The sequence below is a fragment of the Extibacter sp. GGCC_0201 genome (assembly GCF_017566055.1).
Taxonomy (GTDB): domain Bacteria; phylum Bacillota; class Clostridia; order Lachnospirales; family Lachnospiraceae; genus Extibacter.
Window position 1 is genome coordinate 201,416 of record NZ_JABFCH010000002.1, and the last position, 16,456, is coordinate 217,871.

Here is a 16,456-nt window from a genome sequence, read left to right on the forward strand (position 1 = left end):
CTACTCTTCTACGATGAATACATCCTTTCCAAGTCCGCAGACCGGGCATACCCAGTCGTCCGGGATATCTTCAAATGCAGTTCCCGGCGCGATGCCGCCGTCCGGATCACCAACCTCCGGATCATATACATATCCACATGGTTCACATAAATACTTTTTCATTTCTATTACCTCCATATTATCTTTCTTATCATTGTTGTATAAAGAGGGCTTATGCCCCGGCTTTCCACAATCCGTGCAGATTGCAGTATTCATATGCAGCGACAAATTCGTCTCCGTCCTCCAGCGTGAAGACTGCTTTTGGCTCTTCACCTGGCATGAGCCTGCGGTACTGACCGCCCATCTTCGTCTCGATAAAGATGACGGTGATGGAATGCTCCTCCAGCATCGGATGTGAGACAGAGCCTATGGATACCTCGACACTGTTTCCGTTGACGTTTACGACAGGTACGTGCTTTTCCTGTGCCGCGTCCGTCGTGTTCGCAGTAAGTTCCTCGATTTGCGGCGCTTTATTCTGATCCCCAATCGCGACAAGTTCTAAAAATATATTGTGAGAGTTCTGGTCTTTGTAAAAATTTCCCATGTAAAAAACCTCCTTCATTTTATTTCATTTAGTTTATGTTCTTTCTGGTAATAGAATACATAAAAACAAAAATGATTTCCGTAACATTTGTTACAAAATCCGAAAGTTTTAAATTTCCGTAAAGCAAGGTAATAATTATAAATAAAAATTTAATGAATATCATTAAATAATGGTTGATATATATTAATTCATATGTTATTATTAGTGAAAAAGAAGGGGGTTAATCAGATGGAAGAAAAGAAAACGAAGATGGATGATGTAGAAAACGAAGAGCAATATTTTTCTCTCAAATTTCGTATTTTACTATATACGGCTCTTGTTTTAACAGGAATGTCGACACTAATGGGAATATTGATAATTCCCATGTTTTTGGAAGCTTTAATGGGTAAAGGAGGAATAAAGCTTGAGGAAGGAGCCTATAATGGATTCTACTGGCAGTTCGTATTTTGGTTATCGTTATCTTTATTCTTCTTTATGCTTATGAAGATAAAAAAAAGCAAGAAGCCATTTTCAGACAGGATGATCAGATGCTTTATGATGATAGGAATATTATTCGTGGCAGGTGCAGTTTTGTTCCCATTTTTTCCAAACTATGCAATGCCTAATTTTCTTCTGTTTTCTACCAAGGGTATATTTGTGGACGGGTGGCCGTTTATAGGTGGTATTGTGCTGATTCTCGTCAGCCAGATTATGAAATATGGTCTTAGATACCAGAAAGAAATCGATACGCTTATATAGCAGGAGGTAGAGGAATGGCGATAATATTACGGCTTGACCGGATGATGGCAGACCGCAAGATGTCATTGAACGAACTGTCAGTAAAGGTCGGCATATCTAATGTGAACCTGTCGAACCTTAAGACGGGAAAGGTAAAGGCGATACGGTTCTCTACGCTTGAGGCCATCTGTGATGTGCTGGACTGCCAGCCCGGCGACATATTGGAATATGAAAGGGATGAAAAATAATAAATCTTTAAGATTTAAGTCCCGCAATCTTAATAATAAGCTGGTAAAATATACCTGTTGGATTGTTGTTGCCCAACAGGCATATGTCATGCAGAAAGGAAGGGATAATCTGTGGAAATTATCGATCTTACCTATACGTTAGACAAAGATACTCCAGTGTGGCCAGGGACGCCGAAGCCAAGGCTCGGCAGCTTATGCGGCTACGGAAGCGACGGCTTCAGGGAGACGGCCCTGACGCTTACCTCACACACGGGCACCCATATGGATGCACCGGCCCATCTGTTCGCAAAGGGAAAGACGCTGGAACATTTTCCGACAGCCCAGTTCCTTGGCAAAGCAGCGGTCATAGACTGCACCGGAATCAAAGAGGGCGAGTATATCACATGTAAATACATAGAACCGGTGAGAGAGCTGGCGGATGCAGCTGATTTTCTGCTGTTCAGGACAGGATGGGAAGAGTTCTGGGGACAGGAGAAGTACATGAGACATTCTCCGGGACTGGAGGCCGATACGGCAAAGTATATTGCCAGGGCAGGTAAAAAAGGAGTAGGTATAGATACGATGAGCATCGATACGGCGGACGCCAGGGAGCTTCCCGCGCATAAGGTGCTTCTTGGGACGAACCAGATGGTAATCATAGAGAATCTCTGCAACCTGGGGAAACTTGGGGACGCTCTTGTAGACTTCATCGCCCTACCACTGAAGTATGAATGTGCAGACGGTGCGCCTGTGCGGGCGATAGCATATATTTGACACCTTATTGAACATTAGCAGTTCAATAAGTATGCCTGATTGAACAAAAATACTGGACAACTTTGAATCTTCGGCGATACAATGGTTAAGATGAACAGTGAGAAAGGCAGGAGATTCTTTTGAGAGAACAGTTGACAGAAGGTGACGTGCGCAAAATTAAAGAAGAGATAGAATACCGCAAGCTTGTCGTGCGCAAAAAAGAGCTGGAGGCCGTGAAAGAAGCCAGAGCCCAGGGGGATCTGAGCGAGAACTTCGAGTACAAGGCGGCAAAGCAGGACAAGAACCGGAACGAAAGCCGCATCAGGTATCTGGAGAGGATGCTGAAGACAGCGAAGATCGTCTCGGATACGTCCGGGGAGGATGAGGTCGGAATTAACAATACGGTGGAGCTGTACTTTGAAGAAGATGATGAGACGGAGACGTACCGGCTCGTCACAAGCGTACGCGGCAATTCTCTGGAGGGACGTATCAGCATAGAGTCGCCACTGGGGAAGGCGATACTGGGACACAAAGTGGGAGACCGGATCAGAGTGAAGACAAGTGGGGAAGATGGATACTACATCGTTGTCAGGTCTATTGATAAATCAACGGATGAGAGTGGTGATAAGATACGCAAGTTCTGATTTTTCGTCTGCATGTCCCATTCTACCGTTGCAAATTCTGGAAAACGTAGTATAATGAAGATTGTGAAAACAACATAGCAACAAGGGGGGCTCGCGGAAAGCGGGCTGAGAGTAAGCTGTCATTGCTTTGACCCGTAACCTGATTTGGATAATGCCAACGTAGGGATATAGCGTGAGTAATATTAACGGATATGTCAGACTTTGGCATATCCGTTTTTTCAATATTTATATCAAAGGAGGAAATAAAAATGCTGGGAATCTGTTTGGACGAAGTGAGAAGGCAAGGCACGCTTGTACATAACATCACGAACTATGTAACGGTCAACGATGTGGCGAACATGCTCCTTGCCTGCGGGGGGAGCCCGATTATGTCGGATGAGGAGAAAGACGTGGAAGATATCACTTCTATCTGCAATGGGCTGAATATCAATATCGGCACGCTAAACCGTCGGACGATAGAAGCGATGCTCCTTGCGGGAAAGAAGGCAAAAGGACTTGGGCACGCCGTGCTGCTCGACCCGGTAGGCGCCGGTGCGAGCCGGCTGCGTACAGAGACTGCACTAAAGCTGATGGAAGAGATAAGCTTTGACGTCATCCGGGGCAATATATCGGAGATTAAGACGTTAGCGTACGGAAGCGGCAGTACGAAAGGCGTGGATGCAGATGTGGCCGAAGCGGTGACAGAGGAGAACCTTGATGAGGCCGTTGCCTTTGTAAAGGCATTTGCAGCGAAAGCGGGATGCATTGCAGCCGTCACGGGAGCCATTGACCTTGTGAGCGACGGCTCAGACTGCTACGTGATACGGAACGGCCGTCCCGAGATGGGAAGGATTACAGGGACTGGATGCCAGCTGTCCGGCATGATGACTGCATTTGTCGCCGCCAATAAAGGGCAGGAGCTTAAGGCTGCCGCAGCTGCCGTGTGCGCCATGGGCCTCGCCGGAGAGATCGGGTGGAACTATATGCAGGAAGGCGAAGGGAATGCCACGTACCGGAATCGAATCATCGACGCGGTGTACAACATGGACGGAAAGACGCTGGAGCAAGGAGCGAAGTATGAAGTGCGATAAAAAGAGCCTGCTGCTATACGCAGTGACGGACAGAAGGTGGCTCGGAGCGGACACGCTGTCCGGACAGGTAGAAGAGGCGATCAAAGGCGGCGTGACGTTCGTCCAGCTGAGGGAAAAGAATCTGGATGAGGGCCGGTTCCTCCGGGAGGCAAAGGAACTGCAGCAGCTTTGCAGGAGATACGGCGTTCCGTTCGTCATCAACGACAATGTGGAGATAGCAGCCGCGATAGGTGCAGATGGTGTGCATGTGGGGCAGAGCGATATGGAGGCAGGGGATGTCCGGGACAGGCTCGGACCGGATAAGATTATCGGTGTATCTGCTCAGACGGTAGAACAGGCGCTGCTTGCCGAGGCGCGGGGGGCAGATTACCTTGGCGTGGGAGCCGTGTTTTCTACCGGTTCCAAAGCAGATGCCGTGGAGGTGAGCCAGGACACGCTCAAGGATATCTGCAGAGCGGTAAAGATTCCGGTCATCGCCATAGGCGGAATCAATCAGGATAATATAGGCAGTCTTGCAGGCAGCGGAATCTGCGGCGTCGCGGTCATCAGCGCGATATTCGGCGCAGGGGATATCGAAGAGGCGGCCAGGGAGCTGAAAGCTGCGGCCGGGAAAATGGTGGGAGCATGATCAAGGGAGCCATATTTGATATAGACGGGACGCTTCTCGATTCGATGCCTGTGTGGGACGAAGCGGGGGAGCGTTATCTGAAGTCCATAGGCCTTGCCGCAGAGTACGGGCTTGGAGAGAAGATGTTCTCCATGACGATGGAGGAAGGAGCACGATACCTGAAGGAGACATACCGGATTTCGGACAGCACCGCCGGTATTGTGGACGGAATCAATCGGCAGATTGAGGAGTTCTACCTGTATGAGGCAGAGATTAAGACCGGGGCGGAAGAGTATCTTGACAGGCTTGCGGAAAAGTCCGTACGGCTTACGGCGGCCACATCCAGCGACCGGTATCTTGTGGAGGCGGCCTTCGTCCGTCTCGGGATTGACAGATACTTTGATGAAGTATTCACCTGCTCCGAAGCAGGGGCAGGAAAAGATAAGCCGACAATATACCTAAAGGCGGCTTCCTGCATGGGCACGAAGCCGGAAGAGACGCTCGTATTTGAAGATGCATTGCATGCGATTGAAACATCCGTGGCATCAGGCTTTATAACTGTTGGGATATACGACGCCTCAAGCGAAGGACAGCAGGAAGAAATCTGCCGTAGGGCGCAGCTGTACCTGAAGGCATTCGGTGATTTCGATACATTTTGGAAATCAGCATCAGCATGTTGATTTGAAGCGGCTGATTGGGGGCACCACCTTCCGCCGCTATATAAAATTAATGCTAGTAACACACCCTCAGCTGACGCGAGGAGATATTACGAAGAAAAGAGGAAGAAAAAATGAGAACAGCATTAACAATCGCTGGAAGTGATTCCAGCGGAGGCGCCGGCATCCAGGCAGACATTAAGACGATGACCGCAAATGGCGTATACGCCATGAGCGCGATAACCGCACTTACTGCACAGAACACGACCGGCGTGACAGGGATTATGGAAGTAACTCCGCAATTTTTAGAAGAACAGCTCGATGACATATTTACCGATATCCGTCCAGATGCGGTAAAGATAGGTATGGTATCGGCGGGCCCGCTTATTAAAGTGATTGCCTCTGTGCTGAAGAAGTATGAGGCAAAGCATGTGGTAGTGGATCCGGTCATGGTGGCGACGAGCGGTTCCAGGCTCATCAGCGACGATGCCATCGAAGTGCTCAAGGTATCGCTTCTTCCGCTGGCGGAAGTGCTGACGCCGAATATTCCGGAGGTGGAGGTCCTGTCGGGAATGCGTGTAAGGACAGAAGAGGATATGGCGTCTGCCGCAGAGTACATCGGCAGAACCTACCACTGTGCCGTGCTCTGTAAAGGAGGGCATCAGCTCAATGATGCCAACGACCTGCTGTACCGGGACGGTGAATGCCTCTGGTTCCGGGGGAGGCACATTGACAATCCGAACACCCATGGGACCGGCTGCACGCTTTCAAGCGCCATCGCCTCGAACCTCGCGAAGGGATATGGCATGGAGGCTGCTGTGGAGCGGGCGAAGGCGTATATCTCAGGAGCGTTGTCCGCCATGCTGGACCTTGGGAAAGGAAGCGGGCCGATGAACCATGCGTTTGACCTGGAGAGCGAGTTCATCGGGGGCACAGATGAGGACAAGGGGGTATGGCTGTAATGGAAAAGAGACGTACTTCTATCTTTGAAAACGGTTTGATCTGGTTTGGCGCGGGCGTTTCCATTGCGGAGATCCTTACGGGCACCTATCTGGCGCCCCTCGGGTTCAGGAAAGGTCTGGCGGCCATTATCCTTGGCCATATCATCGGATGCACGATGCTCTTTTTTGCCGGGCTTATCGGTGCAAAGACGAGGAAGAGCGCCATGGAGACGGTTAAGATGAGCTTCGGACAGAAGGGCAGCCTGCTGTTCTCCGTATTGAATGTACTGCAGCTTACCGGCTGGACCGCTATCATGATATATGACGGAGCACTGGCGGCAGACGGGGTGCTGAATACGGGCGCGTGGATATGGTGCCTCGTCATTGGTGCCCTTATTCTGCTGTGGATTGCCATCGGCATTACGAATCTCGGGAAGATCAATACGGTAGCCATGGCGGCGCTGTTCGTGCTGACGCTTATCCTGAGCAAGGTCATATTCTTCGGTGGGGCACATGCGGGAATCATCTCAGGTGAAGGGATGACGTTCGGCGCGGCCGTGGAGCTGTCCGTAGCCATGCCGCTGTCCTGGCTGCCGCTGATCAGCGATTATACGAGAGAGGCCAAAACGCCGGTGAAGGCGACTGCCGTAAGTGCTGTAGTCTACGGTATTATCAGCTGCTGGATGTACGTGATTGGCATGGGCGCGGCCTTGTACACAGGCGAGTATGACATCGCCCAGATCATGCTGAAGGCAGGCCTTGGCATCGCCGCGCTTCTGATTGTCATCTTCTCCACGGTAACGACGACGTTCCTGGATGCCTACTCTGCAGGAGTATCCAGCGAGTCTATCATGCCCAAGCTGAACGGAAAGCATATAGCCGCTGTTGTAACGGTCATCGGAACCGCGGCGGCCATCCTGTTTCCCATGGATAATATTACGGACTTCCTTTACCTCATAGGGTCTGTATTTGCACCGATGATAGCGATTCAGATAGCAGATTTCTTCCTGCTGAAGAGGGACAGCAGCAAGAGACAGGCAGATATTGTCAGCCTGGTCGTCTGGCTGGCCGGATTTATCGCTTACCGCATACTTATGAACATCGACATGCCGGTAGGAAATACGCTGCCTTGTATGGCGATAACGATGATACTGTCAATCGTGGCAGAGAAGATAGCAAAGAGGGATACGAATGCACAGTCACTGTCCACGACGGATTGACTTGGCACGATGTATCTGCTATAATCATAAAAGATTGTGACAGATGGGAGATGAAAGGATGCATTCAACTTACTGCTAATGATGTATTTGCATAGGAAAGGCTGTCAGACGATATACGTATATCGTTTCTCTTTGTTATGCGCAGAGCAGGAAAGTGGAAGCATCCATCCGTCTATATAATATACTGGTATCTTCCGGCTTGATGGCCGGGGGATTGAGCTGCGTATAGAAGGCTGTGGGAATGTACTTTCCTGCAGCTTTTTCTATTAGACGCAATTGGATTGATCAGGCCTTTTAAGAGGAGGTATGTATATGTCGATGATTAACGTGACAGACTTAAGCTTTGCTTATGAAAGCAGCTATGACAGTATATTTGAACATGTGTCTTTCCAGATAGACACGGACTGGAAACTTGGATTTGTCGGGCGGAACGGCCGCGGCAAGACGACGTTTTTGCATCTTCTGCTTGGAAAATATGAATATGAAGGAACGATATCAGCCAGCGTGGAATTTGAATATTTTCCTTACGAAGTAGAGGACCCGGAGCGCCTGACGATTGATATCGTACAGGAGAGGAATCCCCACATACAGCTCTGGGAGATTATGAGGGAGCTGAATCTGATGGAGGTGGCGGACGATGTGCTGTATCGGGAGTTTAAAACGCTCAGCCATGGTGAACGGACGAAGGTGCTGCTGGCCGCACTGTTTCTCGGGGACAATCGGTTTCTGCTCATAGACGAGCCGACCAATCATCTTGACAACAGAGCGAGAGAAGCGGTGGCCAGATACCTGAACCGCAAAAGAGGCTATATACTCGTGTCCCACGACCGGCACTTTCTCGATGCCTGTACCGACCATATATTATCGATTAACAAGATGAATATCGAGGTGCAGAAAGGCAATTTCAGCACATGGTATGCAGGCAAAGAAGCGAGAGACCGGATGGAGGCAGAGCAGAACGAGAAGCTGAAGGCAGAGATAAAGCGGCTTTCAAAAGCCGCAAAGCAGACCGAGAGCTGGTCCGGCAAGGTAGAGAAGTCCAAAAGGGGGCAGCGTGTGGCCGGACTTCGCCCCGACCGCGGCGCCATCGGCCATAAAGCGGCAAAGATGATGAAGCGGTCCAAGGTGCTGGAGAAGAGACAGCATTCGGCGCTGGAAGAGAAGTCGAAGCTCCTGAAGAACATCGATTCGGCGGAGAGGCTGAAGCTATATCCGCTCCGGTACCATACAGACCGGCTGGCGGAACTTAGAGAGGTATCAGTCCGCTATGGGGAGAAAGAAGTGTGCGGCGGCGTTTCCTTTGAAATACGCCGTGGGGACAGGATCTGCCTGTCCGGGAGGAACGGCTGCGGCAAGTCCAGCATCTTAAAGCTTCTGCTCGGTGAAGATATCGCTTATGATGGGGATGTACAGGTGGGCAGCAGCCTTAAGATATCCTATGTACCCCAGGATGCTTCTTTCCTCACAGGAAGCCTTGATGAGCTGGCCTGTGAGTATGGAATAGACGAGAGCCTGTTTAAAGCGATGCTGCGTAAGCTGGATCTTGAGAGAATCCAGTTTGAAAAGGATGTATCCGACTACAGCGCCGGACAGAAGAAGAAGGTGCTGCTCGCGAAGAGCCTCTGCGAACAGGCGCACCTGTATATATGGGATGAACCGCTTAATTATATCGATGTGCTGTCCCGTATACAGGTGGAAGAGCTTATCCTGGAAGCCGGACCGGCGATGGTATTTGTAGAGCACGATGAGGCATTCAGGGAAAAGATTGCCACGAAGATCTGTACATTCTGATGATAGGAATATTGTCGTAAAAGGCTTGGCAGAAAGAGAAAAGTGGTATAGTATTTTATTAGCGGCAGCCTCCGCAAAGCGTATAAGAGTCACGCCGTCTGCCCATACTACTGTTAAAAAGTGGAAAGGCGGATGTACGCAGATGAATGGAAATGCAGAAATGTTAAATTATGTTTACCAGAATACGCAGATGGGGATCGAATCTTTAAAGCAGCTGCTTGAGATCGTGGAGAATGAAGGCTTCAGAAAATGCCTGGAGAAGCAGCTTAGCGGCTATCAGGACATCAACACAAAGGCTAAGAAGATGCTGAATGAGAACGGTTATGACGAGAAAGGCATTCCGGGCATGGAGAAATTTACTTCCTACCTGATGATCAACATGAAGACGCTGATAGACAAATCGTCATCTCATATTGCAGATATGCTCATCAAGGGAAGCAACATGGGCATCGTGGAGGCGACGAAACAGCTTCATCAATATGAAGGGGAAGCGGAGAAGGATATCATATCTCTTATGAAAGAGCTTCAGAAGATGGAAGAGCATAATCTGGAAGAGCTGAAAAAATATCTATAGCATACGGAAGTGAGATAAATTGAAAGAAAAGAACATTTTTGAGAAGATCTACGATGTGGTCGCCCAGATACCGGAAGGGACCGTAGCTTCTTACGGACAGATAGCAGAGCTTGCAGGGAACCGTCGGTGGGCAAGGGTGGTCGGATACGCACTGCATATCGTCCCGGACTCGGCAGGCCTGCCGTGCCACCGGGTCGTGACGAAGGATGGCCGTGTATCGGACGCATTCTTGTCAGGCGGCGTCAACCGGCAGGTCGAACTGCTTGAAAAGGAAGGCGTTGGGATTGCCGGAGGCAGGGTGGACATGGAGAGATACCAGTGGAAGAAATGCGTATTCTGAGAAACGTGTAGAGAATTTATAGTGATTTCTGTGTTATAATTACCCGGAGCCGGATGTTTTAAAAAATGGTTCCGGGTATTTGACTATGGAAAAGGCGGCAGGGATTATGGGATACAAGATACTGATTGCTGATGATGAGCCAGGCATCATACAGCTGTTGAAAGATTATTTTGAAATACAGGGCTATGAAGTAATAGAAGCAAGGAACGGAGTAGAGGTTATGGAAAAGCTGTCACGCAGGCCGGATATCATACTGCTGGATGTCAGCATGCCGGGAATCGACGGCTTTGAAGTGTGCAGAAGGATACGTGCACATGTATCATGCCCTATTCTTTTTTTGACCGCAAAAGTGGAGGAGCAAGACAGAATCAATGGCTTAAGGCTTGGCGGAGACGACTATATTATGAAGCCTTTCGCCATCGAGGAGCTCGGTGCCAGGGTGGAGGCACATCTTAGAAGAGAAGAGCGCAAGCGTGTCAATGGATCCGTTCTGCTGGCCGACAGGCTGGCAGTACATTATAGCGAACGCAGCGTCTATTATGACAGCATTCCAATCAGCTTTACGAAGATGGAGTTTGATATCGTAGAGATTATGTCTATGAATCCGGGACAGGTATTCAGCAAGGACCAGCTGTATGAGAAGACGAGGGGCTATGACGGAACCGGCGACAGCAGCATAGTCACGGAACATATCCGGCGTATCCGCTCAAAACTGGCGGAGTATACGGAGCAGCCATATATTGAGACCGTGTGGGGAGTGGGATATAAATGGATTGGATAGAGGAAAAGGCAGACAAGCTCAAGACATGGATACGCAATCTTTCGTTCAGAAAAGCGATGCTTGCCTATATTACGGCGGCGGCGCTTGCTGCGGCCGTACTGTCTTTTGCCACGATGACGGTCTGCTACCGTTTTGAAAGCATGATATGGAACGAGTATGCACAGATGATGCAGGAAGAGAGCATGAATGACGGACCACTGTGGCCGGACTGGTCCATAGCGGCCGGATGGCACGCATGGGCGGACAGCTTCGACGGTTTCCAAGATCATGACAGGCTGCTCATGCAGCTGCTGGACACCCTGCGTGTCTGGTGTCCGCTTATATATGGATTCGCAGGTACGGTGGCGGCCGTATTCCTCTTCTACCGGAACCGTCTGAGGCGGCCATTCGCCATATTAAACGATGGGGCCGAGGCCATACGTCAGAATAATCTGGACATCCATATACACTATGACAGCGAGGATGAGATGGGGCAGCTCTGCCGTTCTTTTGACGGCATGCGGGAGGTGCTTGTCCATAACAAAGAAGAGCTCTGGCAGATGATTGAGAGCCAGAAGAAGCTCAATGCTGCGTTTGCCCATGATCTGAGGACGCCGCTTACGGTGCTGAAGGGATATTCGGGTTTCCTTGCAAGATATATACCGGAAGGGAAAGTGAGCGAACAGAAGATGCTGGATACGCTGGAACTCATGACTTCCCATCTGGACAGGCTGGAGCAGTTCAGCAGGACGATGAAGGGTATACGAAGCATGGAAGAACGGCCCGTAAACATCGAGGAGACAAGTGTCGCGTATATATGTGCAGAGATTGGCGAGATTATTTTTGCATTGAATCAGATAAAAGATATTGAGATCAGCTTCGAGTGTGAGGAAGGGGCACAAGCCGTAAGAAAGATATATGCAGATAAGAATATAGTGGCAGAAGTATTTGAAAATCTGCTGTCCAACGCGATACGGTATGCGTTACATAAGATTAACGTGTCAATGGAATATACCGGCGCGGATGGGGAGCTTCTGCTGACCGTGTCGGATGACGGGCCTGGTTTCTCGGAGGAGGACCTTAAGAAGGCGCTGCTGCCTTACTACAGAGCACACGGTAAGGACGAGGAGCATTTTGGAATAGGGCTTCATATCTGCACGCTGCTGTGTGAGAAGCACAGCGGAACCTTGAGCATCGCAAACAGCATCTCCGGCGGGGCCGTAGTCACGGCTTCTTTTAATTGTCTTTATAATGTATATAGAGAATCTTAATTCTTTATAGGGAAAATGTAGAGATTTCCTGTTTATGATAAGAGCATCAAAGACAGAGAAAGGGTGCGCTATATGAATACAGAGATTAAGATACGCCATCTGAACCAGTTTTACGGTCAGAAGCAGGCGTTAAAAGACGTCAATCTGACGATTGGAAGGGGGATGTTCGGGCTCCTTGGCAGAAACGGCGCCGGGAAGACTACGCTCATGAAGGTGCTGGCAACGCTGCTTCCAAAGTCGGAGGGAAAGATAAGCATCTGCGGGGTGCCGGTAGAGAGCGCGGCCAGAATCCGCAGCATGACAGGGTATCTCCCCCAGGAATTCTCCATGTATCCGAATATGACAGTATATGAAGCGATGGATTACCTCGGGGTCCTCTCAGGATTGAGCAAGGGGGAACGCAAAAACAGGATACCAGGGCTGCTTGACAAGGTGAACCTGCTGGACGACCGGAAGAAAAAGGTGAAGGCACTGTCGGGCGGAATGAAGCGGCGTCTTGGAATCGCCCAGGCGATTCTCCACAATCCGCAAGTCCTGATCGTAGATGAGCCGACAGCAGGGCTGGATCCGGAAGAAAGGGTACGCTTCCGAAATCTGCTCTGTGAGATTGCGGAGGAGAGGATCGTCATTCTGTCAACACATATCGTAGGTGATATCGAGGCCACGTGCGAGCAGATCGCGGTGCTGAATGAAGGAGAGATTCTATACCATGGGTCTGTGGCTGAACTGACGGCCATGGCGGAAGGGAAGGTATATTCTGCCGAAATCAGCAGAAAAGAACTGTCTGAACTTAAGAAAAAGTATATCGTTACAAGCATGCTGACACGTGGCAATAACGTTATGGTCCGTTTTCTGGCGGACAGGACTCCGTTTACATCCGCCCACCGTGTCGAGGCAGGAGTGGAAGATGCATATATGTATCTGATGCGCGGCGAGAGGGGGGAGGAATGATGTTCTGGACATTATTTGCCAAAGAGTGCCGCCAGACGGTAAGAAGCCTGATCTACTGGCTTACGGTCATCATTCTGTCATTATTCTTTTTCTCCCAGCTTGGAGATATCCAGATTACGGGCAAGCCTGTAAAGGGGCAGGAGGATTATGGGGTCAAATACAGCGATGACGAACAGATAATTATGGAAAATACGCTAGGCAGGCTGGCAGAAGAGTATTACAGAGAAACATACAGTACGTATCCAATCGGATTCCACAAGTCTGTAAAGCCCAATGAGGAAGACAACAGAAGAATCGGGGAAATATTAGAAGAGACAACAGGAATCAAGGATATGAAGGTAATCGAGGACTTGATGGCAGAGCACTATAATACAGGCGGCGTCATCATGACCGGCATGCCTGTCCAACCCGCCAAGGGGCTGTCTTATGAGCATTTTCAGAAGCTGATGCAGGAAGTGGATGACATACTGGGCGGAGGCTCCAGCTACGCCAAAGATATGCTGAAATCCAATGCCATGGTCGCGATGACGTATGAGGACGCCATGGAGGAATATGATACGCTGGTTGAAAAGGACCGGCTGACAGGTGGCTATGCCCGGCTCTTCTGTGATTATATGGGCATCATGCTGTCCATACTTCCGGTCTTCCTGGCGGTGACACGAGGCTTGAGGGACCGACGGGCCAAGATGCAGGAACTGATAGCCGTGAGGAAAGCTTCTTCGGCAGCCATTATCGTAAGCCGCTATCTGGCGATGGTGGTTATGATTATGGTTCCAGTGCTTGTACTGTCATGCTTCCCGCTGGCTGAAGGCATCCGATATGCTTCAGAGGCGGGGATATCCATCGACTATCTTGCGTTTGCCAAATATAGCTTTGGGTGGCTGCTTCCTTCCATCATGACAGCGTCGGCAGTCGGGCTCGTCCTGACCGTACTGACAGATACGGCGCTCGGGGTGCTCGTGCAGGGAATCTGGTGGTTCATATCCATCTTCAGCAGCATGTCAGGCATGGGCGGCGGAATGTATGGATGGAACCTGGTCCCGAGGCATAATACGGTGGGCAACTACAGCGGCTTTCATGACAACTTCGGGCAGTTTGCGGCAAACCGTACTCTGTATGCGGTGATATCCATAACACTTGTCGCTGTCACCATATGGATCTATGCAAAGAAAAGAAGGGGGAAGATGGATATACATGGAAAGATATCTGCAAATCGGAAAAGTAAATCTAAAGCATAACATACTGCCGCATCTGCTTGTGACCGCTGCCATCCTCTGCCTGTCCCCGCTCGTGCTCGGCGTCTCTAACCTTGAGGCGCCGGATACGGCCAAGGTGCTGGAGATGTATGTGGCGCTGACAGGCATCATACTTCTGACTCCGGTATTTCTCCCGGAGCAGAATAAGGACCTGCGGGATCTGGTGTACTCCAAATACGTGAAGGCATCATCGATATACCTCGTGCGCATCCTGGAGGCTGTCCTGGCTATGGGAGTATTCCTCGCGATTTACGTGTGGATGCTTGATAACAACAACTGCCAGATGGACCTGCTTAAATATTACGGCGGAACCATGGCGGAGATGCTCTTCCTTGGTGGTCTCGGTATCTTGTGCTACGGTCTGTTTGACAACCTTATCATCGGGTATATGGTACCCATATTTTACTACATCGTGGCTATGGGCAGCGGAGACAGATATCTGAAGATGCTCTATCCCTTCTCTATGGCAAAAGGAAGCTACGAAGAAAAGATATATCTGCTCATAGCCGGAGCAGTCATGATAGCGGCCGGAGTTGCCCTGCGCAGCAGACGGCAATCCGCTGGCCAGTAACCTTACACAGCCGCTTTCGCACTTGCCAGTAAAGTAGATAGCCGTCTGGGAGGAATGGAGCAGAGGCGAAGGTGTAAGCGGGAGGGGCGGAGAATCCTCACCAGAGCCTTTGGCCTGCGGAATGAAAGCCGCTATCGGCGCACATTCCTCAGGCTTAGGGATTTGTGTGATAGTCGCAGCGCCCGGACGCATCGGAGCATCTGCTCCATTCCTCCCTGACGGCGTCCACTTTACGCCCCCCCCAATTACTGCGGTACCGGGCAGATTGCCTCGCCCAGCTTATAGAGATCGCTCCCTGTTTCCTGTGAGGCCAGTATGGAGGAGAGGCTGAGTTCTACTGTCATAGTAGTCTCTTCGCCGTAGGCAGGCGATGCGGCGTATTTTTCAAATATCTCCACGTATGCGGCACTTGCTTCCTCTATACTGTAAAACGAACGGGCAGAGAATTCTTCATATGCCTGTTTGATGCTGTTATTCGGCGTGACGGTTACGTCTACCGTATAATTGAACAGATTGTCAATCTTATGCGGGATTCCGACAGAATAGTTGCATTGCTTCAATATGTTTTTGTAAGCGGCGGAACAGCGTTCCTGATACTGGGCTGAAAGGTCTGACGGCGGATCGAAAGCCCCGTCGGCCTCATACCAGGCCTGTGCCTCTTCTTCTGTCTTCCCGGTATGTTTCATATACTGCGTAAACTCGCCCTTGAAAGATGCATCGAGATAGGCTTGCAGCAGATCGCGGGCATTCAGGATATTGCATACGGCGTCATAAGGAGCCATGCAGTTTATCAGGGAAGCGGAGATTAGTTTTTCATACTCATTATCGGAGGCAGAGTAGGAGTCTCCTTTCTTTTTGACTTCCAATTCAGTTGTTGTCTTCACGTCATATTCTGGATTCTTTTTGACAGCGTCGGATGCTTTTTCAAGCAGAGCGCTACACTCCTCTGCGAGATTGGTCCCCTGCATGGCTTCGGTATAAGCGTCATTCGTCTCTTTGGTTGTCTTGGCGATATCTATCGGCGTGAAAGTTACCTGGACTTTGTAATTGCCATTATCTTTCTTATCCGCAGATGCCACTTCAAATTCTACCGTATTAAATGCTGTCTGGAGAAACTTTAGATAAGGTTCTTTCAGCTCATCTGGAAAAGTGAGCGCATACATATTTACGTCCAATAGTTCTGCCAGCTGGTCATCCAAAAGGGTTGAAAACCGGTCCGTTTTGTCTTTTTTCATGGCGGTTATCTGCTCGCCCAGGTATTCGTCGGCAGATTGTCCTCCACAGCCTGCAAGCAGTACAGATGCCGCCATGCTTATGACCAGCAGCACCGAAAGTAGTTTTTTCTTCATATTAACAGCCCTCCTCATTATAATAGTTCTATTGTAACATTGCCGTGTGCTGTCTTCAATACCTCAGGCATCAGAAGAAGCAGAGTGAAAAGCTGAAAATATATTGGAAATACATTGATATTTTTATATACTTGTTGAACTGACGGTATTTAATAGGTATAATGAAGAAACACGA

General features: G+C 49.7%; 20 protein-coding genes and 1 riboswitch. Of the genes, 17 read left to right on the forward strand and 3 right to left on the reverse strand.

The window, feature by feature from the left end; genetic code table 11:
* Complete coding sequence (gene rd, locus HJV72_RS02300; RefSeq protein WP_040435774.1) at nucleotides 1-162, reverse strand: rubredoxin; 162 nt, start codon at nucleotides 160-162, stop codon at nucleotides 1-3.
* A gap of 49 nt (nucleotides 163-211) precedes the next feature.
* Entirely contained in the window at nucleotides 212-583 is a 372-nt protein-coding gene (locus tag HJV72_RS02305; protein WP_208068323.1) for a desulfoferrodoxin family protein, read from the reverse strand.
* Nucleotides 584-811: 228 nt separating this feature from the next.
* On the opposite strand from HJV72_RS02305, the gene HJV72_RS02310 reads away from it, so the two are divergent.
* The 17 genes from HJV72_RS02310 (at nucleotide 812) to HJV72_RS02390 (ending at nucleotide 14,932) form a co-directional block, all read left to right on the forward strand.
* Entirely contained in the window at nucleotides 812-1,321 is a 510-nt protein-coding gene (locus HJV72_RS02310) for a hypothetical protein (protein ID WP_208068324.1), read from the forward strand.
* 14 nt (nucleotides 1,322-1,335) lie between these two features.
* A complete protein-coding gene (locus tag HJV72_RS02315) occupies nucleotides 1,336-1,548 on the forward strand; it encodes a helix-turn-helix domain-containing protein (protein ID WP_066579421.1) in 213 nt (70 codons plus the stop codon).
* A 111-nt stretch (nucleotides 1,549-1,659) separates the two neighbouring features.
* Nucleotides 1,660-2,301, forward strand: coding sequence for a cyclase family protein (locus tag HJV72_RS02320; RefSeq protein WP_208068326.1), 642 nt, complete (start codon nucleotides 1,660-1,662; stop codon nucleotides 2,299-2,301).
* A 119-nt stretch (nucleotides 2,302-2,420) separates the two neighbouring features.
* A complete protein-coding gene (gene greA, locus HJV72_RS02325; RefSeq protein WP_208068328.1) occupies nucleotides 2,421-2,924 on the forward strand; it encodes a transcription elongation factor GreA in 504 nt (167 codons plus the stop codon).
* A gap of 73 nt (nucleotides 2,925-2,997) precedes the next feature.
* A riboswitch (TPP riboswitch) is annotated at nucleotides 2,998-3,107 on the forward strand.
* A gap of 65 nt (nucleotides 3,108-3,172) precedes the next feature.
* Nucleotides 3,173-3,994: a hydroxyethylthiazole kinase gene (thiM, locus tag HJV72_RS02330; RefSeq protein ID WP_208068330.1), complete on the forward strand. Its 822-nt coding sequence runs from the start codon at nucleotides 3,173-3,175 to the stop codon at nucleotides 3,992-3,994.
* A complete protein-coding gene (gene thiE / locus HJV72_RS02335; RefSeq protein WP_208068331.1) occupies nucleotides 3,981-4,622 on the forward strand; it encodes a thiamine phosphate synthase in 642 nt (213 codons plus the stop codon). The genes thiM and thiE overlap by 14 nt, the downstream gene beginning before the upstream one ends.
* On the forward strand, nucleotides 4,619-5,281 hold the full coding sequence (locus HJV72_RS02340) for an HAD family hydrolase (RefSeq protein ID WP_208068332.1): 663 nt from the start codon (nucleotides 4,619-4,621) through the stop codon (nucleotides 5,279-5,281). The genes thiE and HJV72_RS02340 overlap by 4 nt, the downstream gene beginning before the upstream one ends.
* A gap of 110 nt (nucleotides 5,282-5,391) precedes the next feature.
* Nucleotides 5,392-6,219, forward strand: a complete 828-nt coding sequence (gene thiD, locus HJV72_RS02345; RefSeq protein ID WP_208068333.1) for a bifunctional hydroxymethylpyrimidine kinase/phosphomethylpyrimidine kinase — start codon at nucleotides 5,392-5,394, stop codon at nucleotides 6,217-6,219.
* A complete protein-coding gene (cytX, locus tag HJV72_RS02350) occupies nucleotides 6,219-7,418 on the forward strand; it encodes a putative hydroxymethylpyrimidine transporter CytX (RefSeq protein ID WP_208068334.1) in 1,200 nt (399 codons plus the stop codon). The genes thiD and cytX overlap by 1 nt, the downstream gene beginning before the upstream one ends.
* 312 nt (nucleotides 7,419-7,730) lie before the next feature.
* Entirely contained in the window at nucleotides 7,731-9,209 is a 1,479-nt protein-coding gene (gene abc-f / locus HJV72_RS02355) for a ribosomal protection-like ABC-F family protein (RefSeq protein ID WP_208068335.1), read from the forward strand.
* A 160-nt stretch (nucleotides 9,210-9,369) separates the two neighbouring features.
* The gene (locus tag HJV72_RS02360) at nucleotides 9,370-9,783 is read left to right on the forward strand and encodes a hypothetical protein (protein WP_330618740.1); all 414 of its coding nucleotides are present in this window, start codon (nucleotides 9,370-9,372) and stop codon (nucleotides 9,781-9,783) included.
* Nucleotides 9,784-9,802: 19 nt separating this feature from the next.
* On the forward strand, nucleotides 9,803-10,123 hold the full coding sequence (locus HJV72_RS02365; protein ID WP_208068337.1) for an MGMT family protein: 321 nt from the start codon (nucleotides 9,803-9,805) through the stop codon (nucleotides 10,121-10,123).
* A gap of 106 nt (nucleotides 10,124-10,229) precedes the next feature.
* Nucleotides 10,230-10,904 carry a response regulator transcription factor gene (locus HJV72_RS02370; protein ID WP_208068338.1) on the forward strand — a complete coding sequence of 225 codons (675 nt, stop codon included), beginning with the start codon at nucleotides 10,230-10,232 and terminating at the stop codon, nucleotides 10,902-10,904.
* The gene (locus tag HJV72_RS02375; RefSeq protein ID WP_208068340.1) at nucleotides 10,892-12,154 is read left to right on the forward strand and encodes a sensor histidine kinase; all 1,263 of its coding nucleotides are present in this window, start codon (nucleotides 10,892-10,894) and stop codon (nucleotides 12,152-12,154) included. Before HJV72_RS02370 ends, HJV72_RS02375 begins: the two co-directional genes overlap by 13 nt.
* Before the next feature lie 72 nt (nucleotides 12,155-12,226).
* On the forward strand, nucleotides 12,227-13,105 hold the full coding sequence (locus HJV72_RS02380; protein ID WP_208068341.1) for an ABC transporter ATP-binding protein: 879 nt from the start codon (nucleotides 12,227-12,229) through the stop codon (nucleotides 13,103-13,105).
* Nucleotides 13,102-14,343: a hypothetical protein gene (locus tag HJV72_RS02385; protein WP_330618741.1), complete on the forward strand. Its 1,242-nt coding sequence runs from the start codon at nucleotides 13,102-13,104 to the stop codon at nucleotides 14,341-14,343. The genes HJV72_RS02380 and HJV72_RS02385 overlap by 4 nt, the downstream gene beginning before the upstream one ends.
* Nucleotides 14,300-14,932 carry a hypothetical protein gene (locus HJV72_RS02390; protein WP_208068342.1) on the forward strand — a complete coding sequence of 211 codons (633 nt, stop codon included), beginning with the start codon at nucleotides 14,300-14,302 and terminating at the stop codon, nucleotides 14,930-14,932. Before HJV72_RS02385 ends, HJV72_RS02390 begins: the two co-directional genes overlap by 44 nt.
* A gap of 245 nt (nucleotides 14,933-15,177) precedes the next feature.
* Here HJV72_RS02390 and HJV72_RS02395 read toward each other — a convergent pair whose 3' ends face one another.
* Complete coding sequence (locus tag HJV72_RS02395) at nucleotides 15,178-16,281, reverse strand: hypothetical protein (RefSeq protein WP_208068344.1); 1,104 nt, start codon at nucleotides 16,279-16,281, stop codon at nucleotides 15,178-15,180.
* Nucleotides 16,282-16,456 lie beyond the last annotated feature (175 nt).

What these genes read in the sequence shown, in the direction of transcription:
- rd (WP_040435774.1), bottom strand. Translation starts at nt 162, where the DNA reads ATGAAAAAGTATTTATGTGAACCATGTGGATATGTATATGATCCGGAG.
- HJV72_RS02305 (WP_208068323.1), bottom strand. Translation starts at nt 583, where the DNA reads ATGGGAAATTTTTACAAAGACCAGAACTCTCACAATATATTTTTAGAA.
- HJV72_RS02310 (WP_208068324.1), top strand. Translation starts at nt 812, where the DNA reads ATGGAAGAAAAGAAAACGAAGATGGATGATGTAGAAAACGAAGAGCAA.
- HJV72_RS02315 (WP_066579421.1), top strand. Translation starts at nt 1,336, where the DNA reads ATGGCGATAATATTACGGCTTGACCGGATGATGGCAGACCGCAAGATG.
- thiM (WP_208068330.1), top strand. Translation starts at nt 3,173, where the DNA reads ATGCTGGGAATCTGTTTGGACGAAGTGAGAAGGCAAGGCACGCTTGTA.
- thiE (WP_208068331.1), top strand. Translation starts at nt 3,981, where the DNA reads ATGAAGTGCGATAAAAAGAGCCTGCTGCTATACGCAGTGACGGACAGA.
- HJV72_RS02340 (WP_208068332.1), top strand. Translation starts at nt 4,619, where the DNA reads ATGATCAAGGGAGCCATATTTGATATAGACGGGACGCTTCTCGATTCG.
- thiD (WP_208068333.1), top strand. Translation starts at nt 5,392, where the DNA reads ATGAGAACAGCATTAACAATCGCTGGAAGTGATTCCAGCGGAGGCGCC.
- cytX (WP_208068334.1), top strand. Translation starts at nt 6,219, where the DNA reads ATGGAAAAGAGACGTACTTCTATCTTTGAAAACGGTTTGATCTGGTTT.
- abc-f (WP_208068335.1), top strand. Translation starts at nt 7,731, where the DNA reads ATGTCGATGATTAACGTGACAGACTTAAGCTTTGCTTATGAAAGCAGC.
- HJV72_RS02360 (WP_330618740.1), top strand. Translation starts at nt 9,370, where the DNA reads ATGTTAAATTATGTTTACCAGAATACGCAGATGGGGATCGAATCTTTA.
- HJV72_RS02370 (WP_208068338.1), top strand. Translation starts at nt 10,230, where the DNA reads ATGGGATACAAGATACTGATTGCTGATGATGAGCCAGGCATCATACAG.
- HJV72_RS02375 (WP_208068340.1), top strand. Translation starts at nt 10,892, where the DNA reads ATGGATTGGATAGAGGAAAAGGCAGACAAGCTCAAGACATGGATACGC.
- HJV72_RS02380 (WP_208068341.1), top strand. Translation starts at nt 12,227, where the DNA reads ATGAATACAGAGATTAAGATACGCCATCTGAACCAGTTTTACGGTCAG.
- HJV72_RS02385 (WP_330618741.1), top strand. Translation starts at nt 13,102, where the DNA reads ATGATGTTCTGGACATTATTTGCCAAAGAGTGCCGCCAGACGGTAAGA.
- HJV72_RS02390 (WP_208068342.1), top strand. Translation starts at nt 14,300, where the DNA reads ATGGAAAGATATCTGCAAATCGGAAAAGTAAATCTAAAGCATAACATA.
- HJV72_RS02395 (WP_208068344.1), bottom strand. Translation starts at nt 16,281, where the DNA reads ATGAAGAAAAAACTACTTTCGGTGCTGCTGGTCATAAGCATGGCGGCA.